Origin of the sequence: Pseudomonas sp. B26(2017) (assembly GCF_002113045.1) — a bacterium.
Lineage (GTDB): Bacteria > Pseudomonadota > Gammaproteobacteria > Pseudomonadales > Pseudomonadaceae > Aquipseudomonas.
The window spans coordinates 169,268-193,213 of the sequence record NZ_NEJJ01000002.1 but is presented as its reverse complement, the minus strand read 5'-3'; the positions used below and the strand labels follow the sequence as shown (position 1 = coordinate 193,213).

The window sequence follows — 23,946 nt, the reverse complement described above, 5'->3', positions numbered from 1 at the left end:
CTCACCCTGGGAGGTCAATGCCCCGACGACTCCTTGTGGTTGTCGAGGGTTTCCAGCAAGGCCACCTGCATCCGCGTGTGCACCCGGATGAACCAGCGCCAGAGCAGCGCCGCCACGGCGGCCGCGACCACGGCGACCAAGACCAGCAACTTGTTGGTCGGCAAGATACTGGCCGACAAGGCTGCCAGCAGCAGGAAAATCACCAGCAGCGAGATGATCGGGATCACTTCGGCGATTACCCGGCGCACTCGCTGTGTGTGACGCCCGGCCATTTCCGGCTTCACGCCCATCTCCGCCAGTAGCATCGACAGCGCCTTGAGCTTGCGATAGGCCGCGATCAGGAACGGCAACGACACCAGCAATGCCCCGCCCCAGATCAACGCCTTTTGCCAACTCGGATCGCTGATCCAGTCCTGCATCCAGATCGAGAGGCGCCCGGCAAAGAAAGCGCCGGCAAAGAAGATCGCGATCACCAGCGCCAGATTGACCCCGACCTGCAGCAGGATTCGCCGGATCATCGAGGCCAGCATCGCGCCCTCACCCTGCGGCTGAATACTGCGCAGCCATTCGCCATACATCCCGAACACCCGCCCAAGACGCTGCGGCATGGCGGCGGACAGCTTTATCGACAGCGGATCGGCAGCCCGGATCAGGTACGGCGTCAGCAACGTGGTAATCACCGAAACCGCCACGGCCACCGGATAAAGGAAGTTGCTGGTGACCTGCAGCGTCATCCCCAGCGCCGCGATGATGAAGGAGAATTCGCCAATCTGCGAAAGCCCCATCCCGACGCGCAGTGAGGTGCGTCCGTCATTACCGGCGATAAAGGCACCGAGGCCGCAGGACAGCATCTTGCCCAGCACCACGGCTACCGTGATGACCGCGATCGGCCACGCATATTGCAGAAGAATCATCGGGTCGAGCATCAGGCCGATGGCGACGAAGAAGATCGCACTGAACAGGTCGCGAACCGGCTCGATCAGGCGCTCGATTTTCAGCAGTTGCCGCGACTCGGCCATGATTGCGCCGATCAGGAACGCCCCGAGCACCATGCTGTACTCGAGCTTGACCACCAGCAGGCAGAAGCCGAAACACAGCCCCAGCACGGTGATCAGCAGCATCTCGTTGCTTTCGAACTTCGCCACGTAGGCCAACAGTCGTGGCACCAACAGGATGCCGACGACCAACGCGACGATCATGAACAGCGAGAGCTTGCCCACTGTGGAAAACACTTCACCGGAACTTACCGTGCCGCTGACCGCAATGCTCGACAGCAAGGCGATGATGCCGATGCCGAGAATGTCCTCGACGATCAGCACGCCGAAGATCAGCTGCGCGAAGCGCTCGTTTTTCATCTTCAGGTCATTGAGTGCCTTGACGATGATGGTGGTCGAGGAAATCGCCAGGATTGCGCCGAGGAACAGCGAATCCATGGTGTTCCAGTCGAACCAGCGGCCGATTTCGTAGCCGATCCAGATCATCAGGACAATTTCCAGGAACGCCGCGATGAATGCCGTGGCGCCGACCTTGAACAGCTTGCGCAGGCTGAACTCCAGGCCCAGGCAGAACATCAGGAAAATCACCCCGAGCTCGGCAAGGGTCTTGATGGTTTCCTCGTCGTGGATCAGGCCGAACGGCGGCGTGTGCGGGCCGATGATGAAGCCGGCGACGATGTAGCCGAGCACTACCGGCTGCTTGAAGCGGTGAAACAGAACGGTCACCACACCTGCGACCAACATGATCACCGCCAGATCCTGAATAAAGCTGATGGCATGCATGGTGTGGGCTCCTTGAATGACGAGGCTCACGCAGGCATGGGAAATGTCTGGGCGAGCTGAGTAAAAATCCGCTTTTGGTGTAGGAATCGCCCTTGGAGAGGCGCTTTTGCAGGGTAACACCGCGACTTCCGGCTGAAAGGCGGTGCAATATATGGAAACAGATCGATTCGGGCGTGACGGCGGCCAGTTGCCTGGCGTCCCGATAACGGTGCTTTTGAAAAGCGACCAGGCACCCGCAGAGGTGTTTCTATCAGCAACCCTGCCTTGACCCGTGAGAACGTTATGGAACCCGGAAACGCCCAGCTGTCGATGACGGTACTGATGACCCCCGACATGGCCAACTTCTCTGGCAATGTGCACGGCGGCACCCTGCTCAAATACCTCGACGAAGTGGCCTACGCCTGCGCCAGCCGCTATGCCGGCCGCTACGTGGTGACCCTGTCGGTGGATCAGGTGATTTTCCGCGAGCCGATCCACGTCGGCGAACTGGTGACCTTCCTGGCGTCGGTGAACTACACCGGCAATACCTCGATGGAAGTCGGCATCAAAGTGGTGACCGAAAACATCCGCGAGCGCTCGGTGCGCCACACCAACAGCTGCTTCTTCACCATGGTTGCGGTGGACGATCAGCGCAAACCCGCCGCCGTACCGCCGCTGCAACCTCAGAACAGCGAAGACAAACGCCGCTACATGCAGGCGCAGCAACGCCGGCAGATCCGTCAGGAGCTGGAAAAGCGCTATCAGGAAATCAAGGGCGACGCCTGATTGAAAGCGCGCTCGCGGACCCCGTCCGCGAGCGCGGCAATGATCAGAGACTGATCGGCGTAGCCTCGAATTTCACCCGAGGATGCGCAATCCGGTCCTGCGCCCGCACCAATTGCAACTCGTAACTGGCGCAAGCCTGAGTTTCCAGAAGCACCTCATGCACCGCCGCTGCGGTGAATTCGAACGCCGCCACCAGACTGTCGCCGAGCAGCACGCGCGCCAGGAACAGGCCGGACGTGAGATCGCCCACTCCCACCGGCTGACGCGGAAACGCCAGCAGCGGACGCCGCAGATGCCAGCTGCCCTCGGCCGTCACCAGCAGCATCTCAAAGCCATCCGCCGGCTTGCCCGGATAATCCAGATGTTTGACCAGCACCGCTTTCGGCCCACGTGCCAGCAGCGCCCGCGCCATCGCCAGGCAATCGAACAGCGACTGCGGCTTGCGCCCGGCGAAGCTGTCCAGCTCCAACTGGTTCGGACACATGAAATCCGCAACGGCGGCGGCCTCTTCCAGCAAAAACTCACTGACTTCGGCGGGAACGCTGCAACCCTTTTCCGGATGCCCCATCACCGGGTCGCACAGGTAAAGGGCTTTCGGGTTAACCGCTTTGATCCGCTCGATGCCACTGAGAATCGCCCGGCCCTGCGCCGCACTGCCGAGATAGCCGGACAGCACCGCGTCGCAATTACCCAACTCACCGATGGCGGCGATGCCTTCGACCAGCTCGGGGATCCGCTGCGGCACGAGCACTTCTCCGGCCCACTGGCCGTACTGGGTGTGGTTGGAGAACTGCACGGTATTGAGCGGCCAGACATTCACCCCGACCCGCTGCATCGGAAAAACCGCAGCGCTATTGCCGGCGTGGCCGAACACCACATGGGACTGGATGGCGAGCAGATGAGGCGTACGTTTCATTCGGGTTTTTCCGTAAAACGATTGAAATTCAAGCCGCGCAGTATGCGACGAAACGCAGCCTGTACGACAGACCGGCGACGCAGTTAAGCTGACGCCATCATTTGGAGTTTCGTGTTGATGCTCACCCTGGAAAACATTTTCGTGCTGATGCTGTTCGCCGTCGCCGGTGCGTGGCTTTGGCACAACCACGGCTTGCGCGAGCGGGCGCTGGAGCGGGTCAAACAGCATTGCGTGAATGTCGGCGTCGAGTTGCTCGACGGTAACGTGGCGCTGAAGAAGATCGGCCTGATCAAGGACGCCAGTGGCCGGCGACGCCTGGCCCGGGTCTACAATTTCGAATTTACCGTGACCGGCGAAACCCGGCACAACGGCACCATCACCCAGTTCGGAGCACACAGCGCCCAGATCGAGCTGGCGCCCTACCCGGCGCCATTCGATGACTCACCGCCCGTGGTGGAAGTGACCAAGCCGCGTGGTGAAGTGATCGAGCTGAGCCAATGGCGTCAGGAACACACCAAGTGGAAGCCTTGAATCAGCTCGTCTGAAGCCGGCACTGAGCCAGCGCAGCCTGTAATTCACCGACCGCTTGTGGCTCGGCGAAAATCAGCTCGATCCGGGAGTCCTTGCGCCATTCACTGGGCAGCCAGCTGAGCTCGGCATTGTCCAGCGCATTGGCTGACTGCCAGCCGTCCGGGCTGTGAATCACCAGTTTGGCCCGGCGCCAGTTCAGACTTTTCAGCCATTGGGTAATCCCCGATACATCGAATACCTGGCTCGGATGCCAGCGCCAACCGATACTCCAGCCACCTTCCTGCGCCTGACTCAGACAGATCGGCAACGCCGGATCGCTCCAGATGGCCGGCATCTGCGCCAGCCCTTGGGGCACGATCAACTTATCCACACCTGCTTGCGCCTGTACCGCCAGACCCGGCAACTCGCTGAGCGGCAACATTGCCTGCTGCGTCCAGATCAGTCGGGCAGGCGGCAACTGTCGGCTGATTCGCTCGCGCGTGGTCTCGTCGAGGTTTTCCGCTTTGTTCAACAGCAGCAGGCCTGCACTGGCCAAAGCCTCTTGCTGCGCGTCCGGCAACGGTTTGCCTGCGGCGAGAGCCTTGGCGTCCAGTACCAGCACGCAAGGCTGTACGGCGAGTACGCCTTGCCACGGCGCCTCGTTCAGCTGGTTCAGCAACTGCGCCGGATGCCCGAGCCCCGAGGGCTCGATGAACAACCGATCCGGCCGCGCCTTGCGCAACAAACGCCCCAGACCAATCTGGAACGGCGCCCCGTTCACGCAACACAAACAGCCCCCGGCCACTTCACCCAGTGCGATACCATCGGCGTCGCGGGTCAACAGCGCAGCGTCGAGCCCGATCTGGCCGAACTCATTGATCAGCACCGCCCAGCGCTCGCCCGCCGGTCGCTGAGCCATGAGCTGGCGGATCAGGCTGGTCTTGCCCGCGCCCAAGGGGCCGGCGATGACGTGGGTGGGAATGTTCTGCAACATGATCAAGGTTTTCTGGAGGTCGAAGATGCGGTGGATGGGGTGGTCGTTGCTGTTGATGCTGATGTCCGGCGAGGCTTTGGCACAGGCCTGTGTGGTGCACAGCCAGGCGGAGCGGCTTGACGTGAAAGTCTGCCAGCAAAATCGCAACATCCCGGAAAAACTGTTCAACGACGGCTTCTGCCAGCCGACCCTGGCCGGGCAGAAAGTCGAGGTTCAATACGTCGACCATTGCCCCGTCGGCGCATTCGGCGTGTGCAGCAGCGCGCAAGTCGCCAATATGCCTTATCGCCAGGATATCCACTATTACGGCGTTGCCACCGATGCGGCGTATTTGCAGCCCTATTGCGAGGCTCAGAGCCAGGGGGAATGGCTCAAGCCCTGAGGTGCTAGCCGAGCCAGTCGAGGGTCAGCATCAGCCGCCGCTCACCCGGCGCCGGCTGCGGCGAGCGATGGATCAGCCCGAAACCTTCATTGCCGTGCCATTTTTCGCCTTTGAGCAATGCCACCTCGCCCCGATTCAATTGCTGAATACGTGACGTTTCCTGCAGCTCGGCTTGCGGTTGGCCAAGTTGCCGACGGTCCATCTGCCCTTCCCTTAGCCATTCACTGCCGACACCTGCATACGTCGTGATCAATCGCACCGGCACATGATCGACGTGAAAACGCGGACACATGGCCTTGTCCAATACCCGCAGACGCAAACCGATCCGCCGTGCACCCAACAGGCAGGCGAAGGCACTGATCAACCATTTCAGGTCGGCGATAAACCCTTCGTAACCCTGCAGATCACGAAAACCGCTGGCCAGTCCCGTGAGATCCGGCTCTGCGTCATCGTCCGGCAATTCCAGGCACAGCGCCTCTGCGTAAGGTTCGTTCAGAGAAAGTAACAGGTCCGCAAATTCGGAAATGTGCAGCGGAAGCTGGCGTTGCCAGACCGCGAGGTTGGTCTCGTCGTCAAGAATGTCCGCCAGCGTCTGCGGGGTCTGGCCGAACGATTGATGACGCGTGCTGCCGGGCAGCGGTTTCAGGGCGAGCATCAGGCCACCTCGTCGTGCCAGGAGCCAAAGGGATCGTGCAGTTGTCGCCAGCCTTGAGTACCGAGCGCCATTTCGGCATCGGTCAGCAGGCAATCATCCAGTTCCGACGACAGCTGTGCGAAATCTATGTTCTGCCCGATAAACACCAGCTCCTGGCGACAATCGCCTACGCTGGCGTTCCAGTTTTCCATGATCGCGGCGGTACTTTCCTGATCCTGTGGCCATTGTTCTTTTGGCACGAAGCGCCACCAGCGCCCGGCGAAACCGTGGCGCATCAGGCCTCCGGCCTGGGACCAGCTGCCAGCGTCGGTGGGTTTGCTGGCCAGCCAGAAGAAGCCTTTGGAGCGCAGCAGTTTGCCGTTTACCCAAGGGCGATCGATGAAGTCAAAAAAGCGCTGTGGATGAAAGGGCCGACGCGCCCGATAGGCTGTGGATGCGATGCCGTACTCCTCGGTTTCCGGCACATGTTTCCCACGCAGTTCCTGCAACCAGCCTGGGGCCTGGGCAGCTTTTTCGAAGTCGAAACGACCGGTGTTGAGAATTTTCTCCAGCGGTACTTCACCCATGACCATCGGGATGATCTCGGCCTGAGCGTTGAGACGTCTGAGAATGGCCATCAGCTCCTCCCGCTCGCGACTGCTGATCAGGTCGATCTTGCTGATCAACAGAACGTCGGCGAACTCGATCTGTTCGATCAGCAGATCGGTGATCGAACGCTCATCCTCTTCACCGAGAAATTCGCCACGGGAAGCGAGATTTTCAGCAGCCTGGTAGTCCGGCAGGAAATTCATGCCGTCGACTACAGTGACCATAGTGTCGAGGCGAGCGATGTCGGCAAGGCTTTGCCCCTGCTCATCGCGGAAGGTGAACGTCTCGGCCACTGGCAATGGCTCGGAGATTCCCGTGGATTCGATCAGCAGGTAATCGAAACGGCCTTCACGAGCCAGCTGGCTGACCTCTTCAAGCAGGTCTTCGCGTAACGTACAGCAGATACAGCCGTTGCTCATTTCCACGAGCTTCTCTTCGGCACGATTCAGGCTGACATCACGCTGGACTTCGCTGCCATCGATATTGATCTCGCTCATATCGTTGACAATAACGGCAACGCGCAGATCGTCTCTGTTACGTAGTACGTAATTCAAAAGTGTACTTTTTCCGGCGCCGAGAAAGCCGGACAAAACGGTCACGGGAAGTCGGGAAGACATTGGATAAACCTCATCAGACGTTCGCTAAACAGCGCTGGAAGCTCTCGGGGCTAGCGTTCTTGGGCTTCGATGAGATCACCTGGGAAGCGGACGCTTGAAAAAGAAGCCACGAAAAGCCTTGTCTGAATAATGTTATAGTATAACAACGAATTCAATCTACTCTCTTCTTGCCCAAAGTGACAAAGAGCCGGAAGCTGCAATCAGTTTGTCGCCGAGTGACGTCATGGAAACCGTGCTGAAGTACTCGCTTATCTGCCTGGCAATGCTGACGCTGAGTGCCGAAGCACAAGTGCCGGGGCTCGCCAACTGCACACGCAGCGCAAACCTGTTGGCGTGCATTGATGCCAACGGCAACGCCTATAGCGTAAACACCGTCGGCAGCACAATTTACGTGCGCGGATTCGAGAAAGCGGGCAACCGCTACTGGGCACAAACCAATAGCCGTTATGGGCAACTCACGTTCTTCACCGGCATCGCTTCTGATGGAGAAGCCTGGGTTGGCTACAACCGGCGCGTAGGCTGGACGACGATCAATCGGTTCTCCAGCTCCGGCGGCAGCAGTGCGAAGTTCACCTGCAGCCGGATCATCGGGTGTTAAACCCGTGATCCTTTCTGCTCTTGTTGCCAGGCCATGTAGCTGTCGATGGGTGGATTTTTCTGGAAATAGCGCTGCAAGCCGTCAAACAAACCATCAGCCACGGCCTGTTGATGACGCGCCGTCACCAGGCGCTGACTGTCCCGCGCGTTGGAAATGAACCCGGTTTCCACAAGAATTGACGGCACGTCCGGTGATTTCAGAACAGCAAATCCAGCCTGTTCCACGCGCTTTTGGTGCAGCGTGGTGATGCCGGCCAGACTGCTCAGCACTGTGCTTCCGAGTTGCAAACTGGCAGCGAGGGTCGCGTTCATCGACATGTCGAGAATCACGCCAGCAAGCATCGGATCCTTGTCCTTGAGATTGAGCAGGCTGGTTGCACCGAGCAGATCCACGCCGTTCTCACGCTGCGCCATGAACCGTGCTGTGGCGGACGTAGCACCGCCTTCGGACAAGCAATACACCGACGCCCCGGAAGCCGTCAGACGTGGCGCAGCATCGGCGTGTACCGAAATGAACATGTCGGCCTTGTGCTGACGGGCTATCTCTACACGTTTGCGCAACGGGACGAAGAAATCGTCGTTACGGACCAGCTTCACATCAAAGCCTTTCTCTCGCTTGAGTCTTCGTGCGAGCAGTCGCGCAATGGACAGAACTACATCCTTTTCCCGCTCGCCTTTGGCGCCGATTGCACCTGGATCTTTCCCGCCATGACCCGGGTCGACTACCACCATGATGTCGCGCTTGGGATGGGATTTTTCTTGTGGTGTTTCACGTGGAACGCTTGCCGGAAGCTCTGCCGGAGCTCCCATCAAGTCCAAAACCAAGCGGTGACCTTGTCCATCCTGAGGCGCCAGCAAGAAAGAATTAAGCTGAACCGGACTGCTTAAATCCAGCACGATCCGGGTGTTTCCTTGGCCAAAATGGCCGGAGCGAATCGAGCGAATCGGGGTGCCGGATAACGCTAATTGGCTGAAATCGCCATCCAGGCTCGCCCCGCTCAAATCGATAATCAAGCGTTCAGGCGTACTCAAAGTGAATGTCTTGTAGCTCACAGGCCCGCTTAGATCGAATACCAGCCGAAGCTTTTCATCCGAACGCCAAAGCCGAGCATTCCGTATCTGCGCGGCGGGCACTGAAAAAGGCAAAACAAAGGCCGCGCTGGCCAGCATCAAGTTGAGCAAGTGGCGTCTGTGCATATGAAAGCCTGTTCATGAAAAAGGCATCGTGGTTTGAATTGTTATAATGTAACATCAAATCCAATAACCATCATGGAACTGCTCATGAACGCGCTGACTTTGCCGGATGTCGCGGCTCAAGCCGCTCGCCAGGCCCTGCCTCTCGAATGGGTGGGGATGTGCGGCATCGCTTTACCTGTGTTTATCGAAGGCCAGCGCCTGGCCGCAAAAGCGGATGCAGGCGTCAGTCTTGACGATGGAGACGCACGCGGCATTCATATGTCGCGACTGTATCTGGGGCTGGAAACGCTGGAGCAGCAGAATCTTTCGCCGGCCCTTCTGCGACAAGTTCTGCAACGCTTCCTCGACAGCCACGAAGAGCTCTCCGACGCCGCCTATCTCAATATCCACGCTGATTTACTGCTCAGAAGGCCGGCATTGGTCAGCCCGTTGGCAGGATGGAAAACCTATCCGGTCACTGTTTCAGCCCGGCTGAAAAACAAAGTGTTCCACGTGGAACTGAAAATCGACGTCGCGTATTCCTCGACTTGCCCCTGTTCCGCGGCATTGGCGAGGCAGTTGATCCAGCAACAATTCGTCGACGACTTCGCCAACAAACCGCTGCAACACGCCGATGTGTTGGCGTGGTTGGGCTCGACCCAAGGCATTGTCGCCACACCTCACAGTCAACGCAGTACTGCGCAATTGCATCTACATCTGGATGAATTCATTGATGAACTGCCTCTGACATCCATCATCAACGACGCCGAAGCAGCCCTCGGCACCGCTGTACAAACCGCTGTAAAACGCGCCGACGAACAAGCCTTCGCCCTCGCCAACGGCCAGAACCTGATGTTCTGCGAAGACGCTGCCCGCCGCCTGAACCAGGCACTGCGCCGCTCACCGGGTGTCAGCGAATTCCATGTTCGAGTTATCCACGCCGAAAGCCTTCACGCTCACGACGCCGTCGCCGAGAGTCATTGGAGCCGGGAGCAGCCATGATTCGTTGCCAGAATCTGAGCTGGGGAGCACCCGGCCAACCGCTTACCGCGCCGCTTGACCTAAAGCTGGAAAGCGGCAGCCTGACGGCAATCATCGGCGTCAACGGCAGCGGCAAAAGCAGCCTGCTCAAAGTCATCGCCGGGTTACAGCGACCATTGGCCGGCAAGGTCGAACTGGGTGTTCCACGCCAAAGCGGTTTGTCCTTCCTGCCTCAACAGCAGCATCTGGATCGACAGTTCCCGATCAGCCTCCAGGAATTGGTGGCTGCAGGTTTTTGGGGACGCCGACTGTCATCGCAACTCAGGGCTCAACGTCTTGAATCCGCACTCGAAGATTGGCACCTCAGCGGGCTGGAACATCGTCCCCTGATGGCCCTCTCCGGCGGAGAACTGCAACGCGCCCTGCTCGCCCGATTGAGCCTGGCCGACACACCGTTGCTGCTGCTCGACGAACCTCATGCCGCACTCGACGAACTGGGCCAGACATTGCTGTGGCAACACCTGCACGCCTGGCATGAGCAGGGACGAACCCTGGTCGTGGTTTGCCATGACCTTGCCGCCGTACGCCAACACATTCCACAAACCTTGCTGATCAAACCGAGCGGCTGCGCATTCGGCAGCAGCGTCGACCTCATCCAGCAAACGCCTCACACGCAGGTGGCCTGATGCTCACGCTCAGTCATTTATGGCAGCCGTTCCACGAGTTCGTCTTCATGCGTCGGGCCTTGCTGGGCGGTCTGGTATTGGCGTGCAGCACTGCACCACTGGGCGTTTTCCTGATCCTGCGGCGGATGAGCCTGATCGGTGATGCCGTCGCCCACGGCATTCTCCCCGGCGCCGCATTGGGGTTCTGGTTCGCCGGGCTGAGTCTTCCCGCGCTGACCCTCGGCGGACTCGGTGCCGGGCTGAGCATGGCCGGACTCGCCGCGTGGATCACTCGACGCACCGGCCTGCGCGAAGACGCCAGCCTCGCGGCCATCTATCCCATCTCGCTGGCGAGCGGCGTGCTGATTCTCGGCATCGCCGGCAAGCGACTGGATTTGCTGCACCTGCTGTTCGGCTCTGCACTGGCGGTCGACGGGCCAACCCTTAACGGCATGTTGTGGGTATCAGCGCTTAGCCTGATGGCCATGGCATTAATCTACAAACCCTTGCTCCTCGACACGCTCGATCCGTTTTTCCTGCGCACGGTCAGCCGACTCGGCCCCGTCGCCCATGGCGTGTTCCTGACGCTGGTGGTGCTCAACCTGGTGATCGGTTTCCAGGCCATCGGCGCCCTGATGGTGGTCGGTCTGATGATGCTGCCAGCCGCCGCCTCACGCTTCTGGAGTCGACGCCTGCCGATCCTGATCGCCATCGCCGCGCTCATTGGCTGCGCATCGGTATGGCTCGGTCTGTTGCTGTCGTTCTACTACTCGCTGCCCAGCGGCCCGGCCATCGTGCTGGTCGCCGGTGGCGGCTATGTGTTTTCCGTGGTGTTCGGACCGGTTCACGGTCTGTTGCGCCGCCCGCCTTTGCTCACATCCCAATGAGGTGTTTCCCGATGCGCGCTCTACTCGTGCTGTTCAGCCTGATGCTGTCGATGTCGTTATCGGCGGCGGAAAAACTGCCGGTGGTCACCAGTTTCAGCATCCTTGCCGACATGGTGCATCAGGTCGGCGGTGAGCATATCCAGATCACCGACATGGTCGGCCCTGACGCTGATGCCCACACTTACGAACCCACTCCGGATGACGCCAAGGCCCTGCTCAAGGCGAAACTGATCGTCAAGAACGGGCTGGGTTTCGAGCCTTGGCTGGATCGGCTGGTCGCCAGCACCAACACAAGAGCCCCAGTGATCAGTGCCAGTCGCGGCGTGATTCCGCGCTCGCTGGATGAGGACGGCGAAACCGTCCCCGACCCTCACGCCTGGCACAACCTGGCAAACGCCGAGCTGTACGTTGCCAACATTACCAAGGCGCTGATCGCTGCTGATCCGGCCAACAAAGCCGACTACGAGCGCAACAGCCAGGCCTATCTGAAACAGATCTACGCCCTCCTCGCCCAAGCAAAAACCAAGCTCGGTTCGCTGCCGCCGGGCAACCGCAAGATCGTCACCAGCCATGACGCCTTCGGTTATCTCGGTCAGGCCTACGGCATCGACTTCATGGCGCCACAAGGACTGTCCACCGAACGCGAACCTTCTGCTGCCGAAGTCGCCGCGCTGATCACCCAGATCCGCCAGGCCAAGGTCAAAGCGGTGTTCATGGAAAACATCAAGGACGCGCGCCTGCTGAAACAGATCGCCGACGAAAGCGGCGCACACATCGGCGGCACGCTGTACTCCGATGCCCTCGCCGCAAACGGTCCGGCCAGCACCTTCACCGGGCTGTTCGAATACAACCTCAACTCTCTCTACCAAGCCCTGAGCCAGCCATGATCCGAAAAAATCCTTCCGGTGATTTGCCGCAGATTGCCGAGTCTGCCTACGTCGATAAAACCGCGATCATCTGCGGCAAAGTGGTGATCGGCGAAAACGTTTTCGTCGGCCCGTACGCGGTGATCCGCGCTGATGAAGTGGACGCCACGGGCGAGATGGAACCGATCACCATCGGCGCCAATTCGAACATCCAGGACGGCGTGGTGATCCACTCCAAATCCGGCGCAGCGGTGACCATCGGCGAATTCAGCTCCATCGCCCACCGTTCGATCGTGCATGGCCCGTGCACGGTCGGCGACCGCGTTTTCATCGGCTTCAACAGCGTGCTGTTCAACTGCGTGGTCGGTAACGGTTGCGTGGTGCGGCACAACTCGGTGGTCGACGGCCGGGACCTGCCGGACGCGTTCTACGTGCCCTCCACCACCCGCATCGGTCCGGGTACCGACCTCTCGCAATTCCCGCCGGTGAGCGTCAGCGCCTCCGAGTTTTCCGAAGACGTGGCGCGTACCAACGTCGACCTGGTGCGCGGCTACAAAGCCCTGCAGAACGAGTTCTGAATCATGAGCAGTGTGTTGATTCGCAATGCGCGGCTGGTGAACGAAGGTCGTCAGTTCGACGCCGATCTGTTGGTCAGCAACGGGCGCATCATCAAGATCGCCGGCAGCATCGAAGGTGAAAACGCGACCCGTGAAATCGACGCCAACGGCCAATGGTTGCTGCCGGGCATGATTGACGACCAGGTGCATTTTCGCGAGCCGGGTGCACCGGCCAAGGGCAGCATCCACACCGAATCCCGTGCTGCCGTGGTTGGGGGCATCACCAGTTTCATGGACATGCCCAACACCAACCCTGCCACGCTGACCCTTGAAGCGCTGGCCGACAAAAAGCGCCGGGCAGCGATCACCTCGGTGGCCAACTACGGTTTTCACTTCGGTGTCAGTCACGACAATCTGGACACCGTCGCGGCGCTCAATCCCTGTGAAGTGGCCGGTGTGAAAGTGTTCATGGGCGCATCCACCGGCAACATGCTGGTGGACGACCCGAACACCCTCGAGCGCCTGTTCGCGCAAGTGCCGACGATTCTGCTGGCCCACTGTGAACACACGCCGAGCATCAAAGTGAATGCCGGTAATCTGCGTGAGCGCTACGGCAATCATTTGCCAGCCGATGCCCACGCGCTGATCCGCAATGCGGATACCTGCTTTCGTTCGTCGTCTCTGGCAGTGGATCTGGCGAAACGTCACGGCACTCGTCTGCACGTCCTGCACCTGACCACGGCCCGCGAACTGGCGTTGTTCGAAGACAAGCCGCTGTCGCAAAAACGCATCACCGCCGAAGTCTGCCTGCACCATCTACTGTTCGATGACCGTGACTATCCGAACCTCGGCAACCTGATCAAATGCAATCCGGCGATCAAGTCCCAAAGCGATCGCGACGCCCTGCGCCAGGCACTGCTAAGCAATCGGCTGGACGTGATCGGCAGCGATCATGCGCCGCACACCTGGGCGGAAAAACAGCAAGCGTATGAACAGGCGCCGTCCGGGCTGCCACTGGTGCAACACGCGCTGCCGGCGTTGTTGGAACTGGTGGCGGATGGCGTGCTGCCGATCACCACACTGGTGGCCAAGACCAGTCACCGGGTGGCGGATCTGTTTGCCATTCCGGATCGCGGCTATTTGCGTGAGGGGTATTGGGCGGATCTGGTGTTGGTGCAACCGGAGCCCAAGGGTGTCGCGGTGTCACGCCAGCCGGTTCTGTCGCAATGCGGCTGGACGCCGTTCGCTCAGCGCAGCTTTCGGCATCGGGTCAGCACGACGGTGGTATCGGGGCAGATTGCGTGGCATGACCATCGGATCCATGACAACTGTCAGGGATTGCCGCTGCGGTTCATGCGCTGAAAAAAACCGCCTCCACTCGATGTGGAGGCGGTTTCGACAGTGACGTTACGCTCTCGGTTTGACCGTACCGCAATCCTGACCCAGCCAGACTGCCCGGGTTTCCAGACTGCCCTTCTGGTTGATCCCGATGGCGTTGAAAGTACCGTTGGCGACGGTGGTGAACTCGCGGTCACTGAGGAACGTCGCGACACCGGTGCCTTGGGCTTTCGGGCAACTGAAGCGGAATTTCCACTGGTTGCCGACACGCTCGGTGATCTGCTGCTTGCAGCCCGACTGTGGATCCGCCAGTGGAATATCGTTGGTCGCCACCTGCTGCGGCGTCAGACAGGCGCGAATGCCCTTGCCGCCGATGTTGATCCCCTGCTTCTCCAGTTCAGCCCGTTGTTGCGGAGTGATCTGGCCCTGAATCTGGCCGAGGATCGACTGCACATCCATCACCTGATCATCGACCTTCACATTGCTCGACGTCATTTCCCACAACCCCGGCTGCAGCATTTGCGCCTGAGCAACCACCGGCAAGGCCAAACCCAGGCCCAGCGCCAAACCCAGCAGACGAACGTTCATTGAAAAACTCCTGATCAGTAGTGGCCTTTAGACGCCGGCCGCCTGTTTCGGTTCATGGCGGACGCTGGCGACTTGAAAACAAATAGCGACAATCGCCCTGGAACATGGTCTGTTAAGCATTGAATCTTCAGGAGCAAGGTTGCCCCATGGATTATTTCGGACCGCACATCTTCGGTTACCTGATCGCCCTGATACACACCCTCGGCTCGATCGCTGCGATCCATGCCGTATTGACCGTACGCACGGCACAAGGCTCGATTGCCTGGGCGCTGTCGCTGATCTTCATTCCCTACCTCACCCTCATCCCGTATCTGGTGTTCGGCCGCAGCACCTTCGATGGCTACATCAAGGCCCGCCGCCAGGCCAACGAACAGATGCGCCAGGCGATTTCCGAACTCAACTGGCGGCCGTGGGTGGAAGAAGCCCTGACCGCCCGCGCCTCGAATGCGTATGACTCGTTGCGGGCGATGCCGAAACTGGGGCGCATGCCGTGCCTGGCCAACAATGAAGTGCGATTGCTGATCAACGGTGCCGCCACCTTCGAGGCGATTTTCCACGCAATCGACCAGGCGCGGGAAGCCGTGCTGATCCAGTTTTTTATCATTCACGACGATCGACTCGGTCAGCGCCTGCGTGACCTGTTGCTGAAAAAAGCGGCCGAAGGCGTGGTGATCCATTTGCTCTATGACCGCATCGGCAGCCACGCCCTGCCCCACAGCTACGTGCAGGCGCTGCGCGATGGCGGCGTCGAGGTCAAAGCATTCGCCACCCGCGGCGGCTGGCTCAATCGTTTCCAGGTGAATTTCCGCAACCACCGCAAGATCGTGGTGGTCGACGGGCTGATCGGGTTTGTCGGCGGCCACAACGTCGGCGACGAGTACATGGGTGAAAAACCACCGCTGGCACCGTGGCGCGATACCCACGTCCAGGTGCGCGGCCCGGTGGTCGCGTGCATGCAGGAGTCATTTGCCGAAGACTGGTTCTGGGCCGCGCGGTCATTGCCGCCGCTGATCCTGCCGGACGCCTACCCGGAGGACGGCGTACTTTGCCAATTACTCGCCAGTGGCCCGGCGGATGCCTACGAAACCTGCTCGCTGTTCTTCGTCGAAGCCATCCACGCCGCCACCGAGCGCGTGTGGATCACCAGCCCCTACTTCATTCCCGACGAAGCCGTGTTCGCCGCATTACGCCTCGCGGTATTGCGCGGGGTCGATGTGCGTCTGCTGCTGCCTTCGCGTCCCGACCACCGCATCGTCTACGCCGCATCCAGCCTGTACGCGTTCGAAGCGGTGCGCGCCGGCGTGCGGGTATTCCGCTATGAACCGGGATTCCTGCATCAAAAAGTGGTGTTGATCGACAGCGAAATCAGCGCCATCGGCAGCGCCAATCTGGACAACCGCTCGTTCCGGCTGAATTTCGAAGTGATGCTGCTGACCGTCGACAGCGAATTCGCCGCCAGCGTGGAACAGATGCTCAATGACGACTTCGCCCAAGCCTACGAGGTCGCCAAAGAAGAAAGCCGGGAGATCCATCGCCTGCAACAGGTCGGCATGCGGATCGCCCGGCTGATTTCACCGATTCTCTAGGTTCAAGGGTTGTAGATGTCGTCCCTGGTCCACGGCAGTTCATGGCCGCCGTCGGCATGGGCTTTCACGGCGAGAATCTGGTGCAGGTTGATCCAGCCGCGAGCGAATGCGTAAGCGCAGCCCGCCAGGTACAGACGCCAGATACGCAGCGCCTGCTCCGGCACCAGTTTCGCGGCGGCTTCAAGATTGTCCTCCAGCCGTTCGCTCCAGTGGTCCAGGGTGCGCGCGTAATGCAGACGCAGACTTTCGACGTCGACAATCTCCAGACCCGCTTCGCTGATCTCGGCCGAGATCATCGCCAGGTGCGGCAGCTCGCCGTTGGGGAACACGTACTTCTCGATGAAATCCCCGGCACCGCGCCCCACCGGACGGCCATCGGTGTGCTTGGCGGTGATGCCGTGGTTCATCACCAGACCGCCCTCTTTCACCGCGCCGAACAGGGTTTTGCAGTATTCGGCGAGGTTGGCGTGGCCGACGTGTTCGAACATGCCGACGCTGACCACTTTGTCGAAACGACCATCCTGAGGCAGGTCGCGGTAGTCAAGCAGCTGCAGTTCGATCTGGTCTTCCAGGCCTTCAGCCTTGACCCGCTCACGAGCCAGCGCCAGTTGTTCCTTGCTCAGGGTGATACCGAAGACCTTGGCGCCGAACTCACGGGCGGCGTAACGCGCCAGACCGCCCCAGCCGCAACCGACGTCCAGCAGGTAATCACCCGGCTGCAAACGCAGCTTGCGACACAGGTGCCGGAACTTGGCCTGTTGCGCCTGCTCAAGGGTTTCGCTGCCGGTTTCGAAATACGCGCAGGAATACGCCATGTCGCTGTCCAGCCACAGCTGGTAGAACGCGTTGGACAGATCGTAGTGATAGGAGATGGCCTTGGCGTCGGTTTCCTTGTCGTGGAGCGTGCGCACCGGGTGACTGTCTTCGTCTTCATCGAGCAGCGCGGAGCTCAACTCATCGCACACCCGGATGACCTCGCTGATCGACCCCTCCAGTTCGAGCTTGCCCTCGACGAACGCCGCCCCCAGCGCGTCGAGGCTTGGATGGGTCAACTGGGACACCATCAACGGGTCCTTGACCACGATGGTGACGCTGGGCGTCGGGCCCAGATTGAATTCATGGCCGTCCCAGAGTCGCAGGCGAAGCGGAAGCTGCAGATTCTGTAAGGCCGGTGGAAGTTGCGCGAGCATGGAATATCCCCCTGGTTTCAGACGTCTGATCTGAGGGTAGACCATCCTTGAAAATTAGCAGGCTATCGATCTGATAGTCGCCGACTATCAGCCACAGCGGCTGTCACCGCGCGGTCATCCGTGTTTCAGTGCGCCTGCTCAAATGACTGCGAGAGCGGCGCACAGTTCGAAAAATGATCAGTCCGACGCCTTCAATTTCAGCAGCGGCTCCTGAAAACGCAGCAGCCGGCCAGCATTGCCCAGCACCAGCAGCGTGCTCAGGTTGTGCAGCAATGCAGCGATCATCGCGCCCGCCGCACCGAGCCAGCCGAAGGCCGCGAATACCACGATGGCCAGCGTCCAGCCCAGACCGATGATCACGTTCACCTGCAAGGTTTTCCGGCACTGACGACTCAGGCGCACACAGGTGCCGAGCCGACGCAGGTCACTGCCGATCAGCACGATGTCGGCTGACGCCAACGCAATGTCCGCGCCGCCCGCGCCCATCGCCACCCCGACGACACCTGCCTTGAGCGCCAGCGAATCGTTGATCCCGTCGCCGACCACCATCGGCCGGAAGCCGTTATCGATTTCCTTGAGCACTCGGTTGAGTTTGTCTTCGGGCAACGCCTGGGCTTCTACTTCGTGCAGGCCGACGTCCTTGGCCAGGGTTTGCGCAACGCTCTGCCGGTCACCGGTTAACAACAGTTGCCTCCCCAGCCCGAGGTCACGCAGCTCGCTCAACGCAAATCGCGCTTCCGGTTTGACGGTGTCGGCCAGCAACAGCCAGGCGAGAAATTCGCCATTCAATGCCAATCCGGCAATCGGGCCATCGTGTTCGGGGATCGCGGTGGTCGGGATGCCCAACTGCGCAAACAGCTCCGGGCGCCCGAGTGCGGCCTCGCCTTGCGCGGTTTGGGCCACTACGCCCAACCCCTGCCGCTCATGAATATCGGTCAGCACCAACACCTCTTCCGCCCTGACCAGTCCGGCCAGCGCGCGGCTGACAGGATGGCTGCTCGCCGCGCCCAGGCTCGCGGCCAGTGCCATTACCGATCCGTGATCCGCTCGCGGGCTGCTGATCGACTGCAAGCGCAGCGTGCCGTAAGTCAGGGTGCCGGTCTTGTCGACGACCAGCGAAGTGAGATCAGCCAATTCCTCCAGGAACGCCGAACTGCGGATCAGAATCCCGTGCCGAGCGGCTACCGCCACTCCGGCAATCGCCGTGGCCGGCGCCGACAACACCAGCGCGCAAGGGCATGCCGCCACCAGCACCGCGAGCATCGCCTGTGCATCGTTGGTGATGAACCAGGTGACTGCCGCAAGCAACAACACCAGCACCATGTAACTGCCGGCATAGCGTTCGAGCAAACGGGTGATCGGCGGCTTGGAGCGTTCGGCGTTTTGCATCAGCGCGATGACCTTGCCGAGAGTCGACTCATCCCCGGTACGGGTCACTTCAATTCGCAGCAACCCGTCGAGGTTGATCGCGCCGCCGAACACTGCCATGCCGACAACCGCCTCCACCGGCACCGACTCACCGGTGATCGACGCCGTATCGAGGCTGGCCTGACCGGACACCACCCGACCGTCCGCCGGCACGCGATCGCCGGCGCGCACTTCAACTTTGTCGCCGGCCTTGAGCGCACCATTGTCGACTTCGATGACCGAGCCGTCCGCCTGCACCTTGCGCGCATGGCTGCGCGTCAGTTGGCCGAGGGCATGAATCGCTTCCTGGGAGCCGATCACACTGCGCTCTTCCAGCACATGGCCGAAGATCATGATGATCGGCAACAGCGCAGCGGTGAGCAGATCGCCCGTGGCCCAGGCCCCGATCATCGCCAGGGCGATCAATTGATCAGTGATGCCGTGCAGGCTCGGATAACGCAGGCTGAACCACGCAGAACGCATCACCGGCACCGCGACCAATAAAGAAGCAAATCCGAGCAACAACTGACTGACGCCGGTCTGTTCCGGCATCAACCAGCGCCAGATCAGTCCAAGACCAAGCAAGCCGAGGGCGAGCATCGCCAGGGTCAACTGGCGCGCGGCGCGGCGTTGTTCGGCCGAAGACAACAGGCTCGGAGCGGAGGTGGTGGCAGTCATTGGCTGGCTCCCTGAATGATCAGGCGTGAATCGTCTTTCGGATCGACCGTGGTCACCGAACCGGCCTGGCCGAGAATCTTCGGCATCCGCTCGCGGTACAAACGCAACAGCATTTGTGGGTCAGTGCCCTGCTGTTGCGCCTTGGCCAGACTCAGCACCGTCGCCGTGTCGGCGGAGGCTTTGGCCAGGCGCTCACCGGCCTGGGCGTGGGCGACTTGCAGCGTGCGGTCGGCCTGTTCGTTGGCGGACTGGGTCAGCTTTTCAGCGTCCGTGCGGGCATTGGCGACCGCCTTGTCGGCTTGCTGGCTGGCGGTGAGGACGGCGTTGAAAGCACTCACCGCCGGCTCCGGCAGGCTCGATTGCACATCGACCCGCGCCACTTCGATGCCGATGCCCTGACCGCTCGCCTTCAACTCGGCGAGACGTCGGTTGATGCCTTGCACCAGATCACCGCGCAACCGTTCGCGACGTTCGGCGGCCTGATTGTCAGCGCCGATCAACTCGGGCCGCGCCACCAGAATGGTGTCCAGATCCCGCGCAGCCGTCAGCGCAACCGCGCTTCGCGTCACCACTCGATCCAGTGCCGGCAAAACATGTTCGCCTTGCAGCACAAAGTCATAGGGATCGGTGACCTTGTAGAACACCCGCACATCCAGCTGCACAACGCCGGCATCACCGGTGAGCAGATAACCGGAACCGGCCAGCGCGTCACTCAGCGGTGTGGCGAAGGTCGCGACGCGATCCGCCCGCACGGCCTGATCACTGCGCAGCAGATTTTCCACCCGTCGTTCAATGACCCGATCCGCCGCCGGCAACAAAATTACCTGTTCAAACGGCTGCGGCCACGCCAATAGCAACCCGGCATTCTGAATGCGATCCAACGCTCCGAAATGCAAAACCATCGCGCGATTTTGCGGGTCAATCTGCCGCACATTGGAAAATGCCCAGGCCAACGCCGCGAGCACGGTTACCGCGTACAGGGCGAAAAACGCCAGACGTCCCGCTTGAATCCAGGGACTGTTCAGCGAATGTGTTCCACGTGGAACTTCATTCATGGCTGCGTTCCGCTTTTGCTGTCGAGATTGGGCGGACCGTCGACCAACACCCGGAATGGCGCGGCGTCGGTGCGCAGGATCAGCTTGGTGTCTGGCGAAACGATGGTGCCCAGGGTGTCCAGCGAACGCAGCAAGTTGTACAGCTGCGGCGAACCGGCGTAAGCACGTCCGTAAATCTGCGCCGCTTCCACCCGCGATTGGGCTTCGATATCGGCGGCTTTCACCGTGGCATCGGCTTGCACGATTCGCGCATCGCGTTCAGCGGCGGAGCGGATTTGCGCCGCTTCACGCTTGCCGACAGCGGTGCGTTCGGTGGCGATGGTTTCACGCTCGGCACGCATCCGGTCAACCGTTGCAGTCAAGGTCACCGATGGCAATGTCAGCCGTTCGATGCCCACCTGCACCACGCGCACCCCGTAAGTGGCGAGCAGTTGCTGATCGATTTGCTGACGCAGCTGCGCTTCAAAATCGGCGATGCGAACCTGACTGGCATCGGTGTTCACCAGATTGGCCAGATCGAAACTGCTGGCCGTGGTTTCCAGCGCCGAGCCGACAAACGTCCGAATCTGCCGCGCCGCTTCGTCCGGCTGGTTTTGCACGGCGCGCATGAAGCGCTGCACGTTGTCGGGGTCGCCTTGTACCTGCCAGGCGACGTACGCCTGAACGATGATGCGCAAACCATCGCGGGTGCCGACGTCCTGCAAGCCACTGGAGGTCGTGCGCAAACGCAGGTCTACCGGAATCGCCGCTTCGAACGGTGCCGGCCAGCGCCAGCTCAGACCCGGTTCCAGCAACACGCGGGACGGGTTGCCAAACCGCGTGATGACCGTGGCTTCACCGGAGCGCACTTGCACCAGGCTTGCCGCCGCGATGGCAAAGGCCACCAGTAACGCTGCCCAACCCATGCGTTTCCAGGGAAAAGGCCCCGCCTCTTCCGGCGCGCCGTGGTGATGGTGATGATGCCCGTGATGGTGATGACCGCCGCCATGAGCATGATCGTGGCCGCTGTGGTCATGGTGATCGTGAGTGTGCGACTGGCTCAATGGGTGGCTCCTGGCTGAGCGGTGGTGCGCGCCGGGTCTGCCGGCAGCGTGAACGTACGCAGGTCGATGGTCGGTGCGTTACTGCTGCCGCCCAGGCGATGGTCGAGTACCAACAGTTTGGCTTTGCTCAAACCCTGGCTGAGTTGGCTGAGGTATTGCTCCAGCACGAAGGCTTGGCCGGCGCTGGCGTAGGCCTTTTGTTCGGCGCTGAATTTCAGGTCCGCCGCCTGGGCCGTGGCATTGATTTCGTGGGCGTTGGCACTGGCCTGATCCCGAGCGAGACTGGCCTGCAACTGCGCCTGGTTACTCGCTTCGGCAGCAGCGCCGCGCTCGCGGGAGATCAATGCCTGAGCGCCGATCTGTGCCGCTTGCACACTGTGATAGGCATTGGCCGCCCCTGCCGGCGGGTGGATCGCTTCGACCACCGTGGCGAGAATTTCCACGCCGCTGTCGAGTTTCTGCAGATCGCTTTGCACGGCGCGGCCGATTTCTTCGGCGAGCCCGGTCCTGTCCTCGCCAAGCAATCCGTCGAGAGTACGCGAGGCAAAGTCATGCACCAGAATCCGGCTGGCGGTGCTGCGGATCAGCATCGGCACATCGGCGCTGTTGTAGGTGGCGGCCAGCGCGGCTTGATCGCTCAGGCCGATGCGGTAGACGAAGCGCACATCCATGTTGACGATCTGAAAGCTCTGCTGATCGCCACGGCTGCTGGCGATAACCTGAGACTTGTCGTTGACGTGGCTGGCGTCCCACAAACGATTCGCGGTGAGAGGCGCCGGCCCTTCTGCCGGGTCCAACTGCGCGGGCGTCGGGTTCTCGCCGACGCTGGTCGCCAGTTCGTGCACAACACCATTTTCAACATTCAGCACGCGCCCCAGCGGCCAGGGTAAACCGGTGTGCAAACCCGGACCGAAAACCTGCACCGGTTTGCCGAAGCGCTCGTAGATGCCACGGCTTTGCAGCGGAATTTCGTGAAGGCCGGTGAGCAGCCAGCCCACCGCTGCCACCAGTAGCAACACCGGCAAGAAGGCGCGACGCATGTAACTGAAGGCCCAGATCTGACGCAGATCGATGCCGAAACGGTTGTGCAATTCGTGCTGCAATGCGAGCAACGGTTGTGGCGGCCAGCGCAGCAAATCGGCGACGAAACTGCGCGCCAGCAACGCCGGTTCGAGTTGATCGCGGCGCGGGCTGAACAGCGACAGCAGCGCACGCAGCAGTAATTCCAGGGCAACCAGTCCCGGCAGAATGCCGATAAACACTGCCAGACGCACCGGCCAGATTGCACTCTCACTGGCGAAAAGCAGGCACAACGCGCCCAACACCAGACTGATGATCGCCACTCGCGTCAGTTGCGCCAGCGCTCCGGCCTCGGGCCATTGCGCCGGGTTTTCCTGCGCCAGTTGCCGCTCCAGCACCAGCAGAGCGAATGCCAGGAGCAAAGCGATGGCCGCGCCAACCGTGGCAGACAAGCCCACACCCGCCGCCGGCAACGCCAGATTCCATATTTGCTCGATGCTCAACAGCACCAGTACCGACCACCCGCCCAACCACAATGTGGCCGCGCCAATCTGCCTGAGCAGGTGCAGACTGCGCTGGCTCATGCGATCCAGCAGGCGCTCGTACCAGCCTTCCGGCGCTGGTTCCTCAGCAGCCGTCACCGGCACGACGGGATTGATCACCCGCGCCCGCCAGCGCGTCACCCACCACGCCGATTGCAACCCGGCCACCAGCACCAGCAACGCCGCGCTCTGATTGACCAGCAATGCGGGCCACAGCGATTGCGGCGCAAACAGGCCGACGAAAAATGCCAGCCCCCATCCCGCCCCGGCCAACACGCCCAGACCGATCGCCAGGCGACGCAAACGCCGGCCCTGCGTCGCCGCTTGCTGAAAGCGCGGCATCGCGGTCACCGGCGTGCCTTCATCCAGATCGACTTGCATATCCCCCAAAACCCTTGGCTTTCCACACATATCGTTACGATATAACGAAAGTCGTGAAATATTTGTACTCATTTGCGCCATTCAAAGATGCGCAACCTGTCGCTTGCCTGAAGCCTTGACCGAAATGTCTGGAAACGCACATATTACGTTCGTAATTTTCAGTGGGAACTACTTTTACCGATCC

At 60.8% G+C, this 23,946-nt stretch carries 23 protein-coding genes; 11 read left to right on the top strand and 12 right to left on the bottom strand.

Annotated elements, in window-relative coordinates; genetic code table 11:
• Nucleotides 1-14: 14 nt before the first annotated feature.
• Nucleotides 15-1,778, bottom strand: a complete 1,764-nt coding sequence (locus CAF79_RS03910; protein WP_085696713.1) for a cation:proton antiporter — start codon at nucleotides 1,776-1,778, stop codon at nucleotides 15-17.
• Nucleotides 1,779-2,060: 282 nt separating this feature from the next.
• Between CAF79_RS03910 and CAF79_RS03905 the strand changes: the two genes are divergently transcribed.
• A complete protein-coding gene (locus CAF79_RS03905) occupies nucleotides 2,061-2,543 on the top strand; it encodes an acyl-CoA thioesterase (RefSeq protein WP_003229693.1) in 483 nt (160 codons plus the stop codon).
• 43 nt (nucleotides 2,544-2,586) lie between these two features.
• On the opposite strand, the gene pdxY is transcribed toward CAF79_RS03905, so the two are convergent.
• A complete protein-coding gene (pdxY, locus tag CAF79_RS03900; RefSeq protein ID WP_085696711.1) occupies nucleotides 2,587-3,459 on the bottom strand; it encodes a pyridoxal kinase PdxY in 873 nt (290 codons plus the stop codon).
• Between the two features lie 117 nt (nucleotides 3,460-3,576).
• Here pdxY and CAF79_RS03895 point away from each other — a divergent pair, with 117 nt between their 5' ends.
• Nucleotides 3,577-3,990, top strand: coding sequence for a DUF3301 domain-containing protein (locus CAF79_RS03895; protein ID WP_085696709.1), 414 nt, complete (start codon nucleotides 3,577-3,579; stop codon nucleotides 3,988-3,990).
• Between the two features lies 1 nt (nucleotide 3,991).
• Here the strand turns inward: CAF79_RS03895 and CAF79_RS03890 are convergent, their stop codons facing one another.
• Nucleotides 3,992-4,963 (bottom strand): GTP-binding protein, encoded by a 972-nt coding sequence (locus tag CAF79_RS03890; RefSeq protein WP_085696707.1) that lies wholly within the window; start codon nucleotides 4,961-4,963, stop codon nucleotides 3,992-3,994.
• Between the two features lie 25 nt (nucleotides 4,964-4,988).
• Between CAF79_RS03890 and CAF79_RS03885 the strand changes: the two genes are divergently transcribed.
• On the top strand, nucleotides 4,989-5,345 hold the full coding sequence (locus tag CAF79_RS03885; RefSeq protein WP_085696705.1) for an NADH:ubiquinone oxidoreductase: 357 nt from the start codon (nucleotides 4,989-4,991) through the stop codon (nucleotides 5,343-5,345).
• Nucleotides 5,346-5,349: 4 nt separating this feature from the next.
• Here CAF79_RS03885 and CAF79_RS03880 read toward each other — a convergent pair whose 3' ends face one another.
• Nucleotides 5,350-6,000: a DUF1826 domain-containing protein gene (locus tag CAF79_RS03880; protein WP_085696702.1), complete on the bottom strand. Its 651-nt coding sequence runs from the start codon at nucleotides 5,998-6,000 to the stop codon at nucleotides 5,350-5,352.
• The gene (gene zigA, locus CAF79_RS03875; RefSeq protein ID WP_085696700.1) at nucleotides 6,000-7,205 is read right to left on the bottom strand and encodes a zinc metallochaperone GTPase ZigA; all 1,206 of its coding nucleotides are present in this window, start codon (nucleotides 7,203-7,205) and stop codon (nucleotides 6,000-6,002) included. Before zigA ends, CAF79_RS03880 begins: the two co-directional genes overlap by 1 nt.
• Before the next feature lie 223 nt (nucleotides 7,206-7,428).
• Between zigA and CAF79_RS03870 the strand changes: the two genes are divergently transcribed.
• A complete protein-coding gene (locus CAF79_RS03870; RefSeq protein ID WP_085696698.1) occupies nucleotides 7,429-7,803 on the top strand; it encodes a glutamine synthetase in 375 nt (124 codons plus the stop codon).
• On the opposite strand, the gene CAF79_RS03865 is transcribed toward CAF79_RS03870, so the two are convergent.
• Entirely contained in the window at nucleotides 7,800-8,999 is a 1,200-nt protein-coding gene (locus tag CAF79_RS03865) for an N-acetylmuramoyl-L-alanine amidase (protein ID WP_085696696.1), read from the bottom strand. The two genes, CAF79_RS03870 and CAF79_RS03865, sit on opposite strands and share 4 nt — an antisense overlap.
• Nucleotides 9,000-9,083: 84 nt before the next feature.
• Here CAF79_RS03865 and folE2 point away from each other — a divergent pair, with 84 nt between their 5' ends.
• Genes folE2 through CAF79_RS03835 form a run of 6 tightly spaced genes read left to right on the top strand, consistent with a single transcriptional unit; the run spans nucleotide 9,084 to nucleotide 14,296 of the window.
• Nucleotides 9,084-9,980 (top strand): GTP cyclohydrolase FolE2, encoded by an 897-nt coding sequence (gene folE2 / locus CAF79_RS03860; RefSeq protein ID WP_085696694.1) that lies wholly within the window; start codon nucleotides 9,084-9,086, stop codon nucleotides 9,978-9,980.
• A complete protein-coding gene (locus CAF79_RS03855) occupies nucleotides 9,977-10,645 on the top strand; it encodes a metal ABC transporter ATP-binding protein (RefSeq protein ID WP_085696692.1) in 669 nt (222 codons plus the stop codon). Before folE2 ends, CAF79_RS03855 begins: the two co-directional genes overlap by 4 nt.
• A complete protein-coding gene (locus CAF79_RS03850; RefSeq protein WP_085696690.1) occupies nucleotides 10,645-11,511 on the top strand; it encodes a metal ABC transporter permease in 867 nt (288 codons plus the stop codon). Before CAF79_RS03855 ends, CAF79_RS03850 begins: the two co-directional genes overlap by 1 nt.
• An 11-nt stretch (nucleotides 11,512-11,522) precedes the next feature.
• The gene (locus CAF79_RS03845) at nucleotides 11,523-12,398 is read left to right on the top strand and encodes a metal ABC transporter substrate-binding protein (RefSeq protein WP_085696688.1); all 876 of its coding nucleotides are present in this window, start codon (nucleotides 11,523-11,525) and stop codon (nucleotides 12,396-12,398) included.
• Nucleotides 12,395-12,955 carry a carbonate dehydratase gene (locus CAF79_RS03840; RefSeq protein WP_011336655.1) on the top strand — a complete coding sequence of 187 codons (561 nt, stop codon included), beginning with the start codon at nucleotides 12,395-12,397 and terminating at the stop codon, nucleotides 12,953-12,955. The genes CAF79_RS03845 and CAF79_RS03840 overlap by 4 nt, the downstream gene beginning before the upstream one ends.
• A gap of 3 nt (nucleotides 12,956-12,958) precedes the next feature.
• A complete protein-coding gene (locus CAF79_RS03835) occupies nucleotides 12,959-14,296 on the top strand; it encodes a dihydroorotase (RefSeq protein ID WP_085696686.1) in 1,338 nt (445 codons plus the stop codon).
• Nucleotides 14,297-14,341: 45 nt separating this feature from the next.
• Here the strand turns inward: CAF79_RS03835 and CAF79_RS03830 are convergent, their stop codons facing one another.
• Nucleotides 14,342-14,860 (bottom strand): DUF3617 domain-containing protein, encoded by a 519-nt coding sequence (locus CAF79_RS03830; RefSeq protein ID WP_007954220.1) that lies wholly within the window; start codon nucleotides 14,858-14,860, stop codon nucleotides 14,342-14,344.
• 146 nt (nucleotides 14,861-15,006) lie between these two features.
• Between CAF79_RS03830 and cls the strand changes: the two genes are divergently transcribed.
• On the top strand, nucleotides 15,007-16,446 hold the full coding sequence (gene cls / locus CAF79_RS03825; protein ID WP_085696684.1) for a cardiolipin synthase: 1,440 nt from the start codon (nucleotides 15,007-15,009) through the stop codon (nucleotides 16,444-16,446).
• Nucleotides 16,447-16,448: 2 nt separating this feature from the next.
• Here cls and cfaB read toward each other — a convergent pair whose 3' ends face one another.
• The 5 genes from cfaB to hflK (CAF79_RS03800) form a co-directional block, all read right to left on the bottom strand.
• Nucleotides 16,449-17,636 (bottom strand): C17 cyclopropane fatty acid synthase CfaB, encoded by a 1,188-nt coding sequence (cfaB, locus tag CAF79_RS03820; protein ID WP_085696682.1) that lies wholly within the window; start codon nucleotides 17,634-17,636, stop codon nucleotides 16,449-16,451.
• Nucleotides 17,637-17,813: 177 nt separating this feature from the next.
• A complete protein-coding gene (locus CAF79_RS03815) occupies nucleotides 17,814-19,721 on the bottom strand; it encodes a heavy metal translocating P-type ATPase (protein WP_085696680.1) in 1,908 nt (635 codons plus the stop codon).
• The gene (gene hflK, locus CAF79_RS03810) at nucleotides 19,718-20,776 is read right to left on the bottom strand and encodes a protease modulator HflK (RefSeq protein WP_085696678.1); all 1,059 of its coding nucleotides are present in this window, start codon (nucleotides 20,774-20,776) and stop codon (nucleotides 19,718-19,720) included. Before hflK (CAF79_RS03810) ends, CAF79_RS03815 begins: the two co-directional genes overlap by 4 nt.
• Nucleotides 20,773-21,819, bottom strand: a complete 1,047-nt coding sequence (gene hflC / locus CAF79_RS03805; protein WP_085696676.1) for a protease modulator HflC — start codon at nucleotides 21,817-21,819, stop codon at nucleotides 20,773-20,775. Before hflC ends, hflK (CAF79_RS03810) begins: the two co-directional genes overlap by 4 nt.
• A complete protein-coding gene (hflK, locus tag CAF79_RS03800; protein ID WP_085696674.1) occupies nucleotides 21,816-23,762 on the bottom strand; it encodes a protease modulator HflK in 1,947 nt (648 codons plus the stop codon). Before hflK (CAF79_RS03800) ends, hflC begins: the two co-directional genes overlap by 4 nt.
• Between the last annotated feature and the right edge of the window lie 184 nt (nucleotides 23,763-23,946).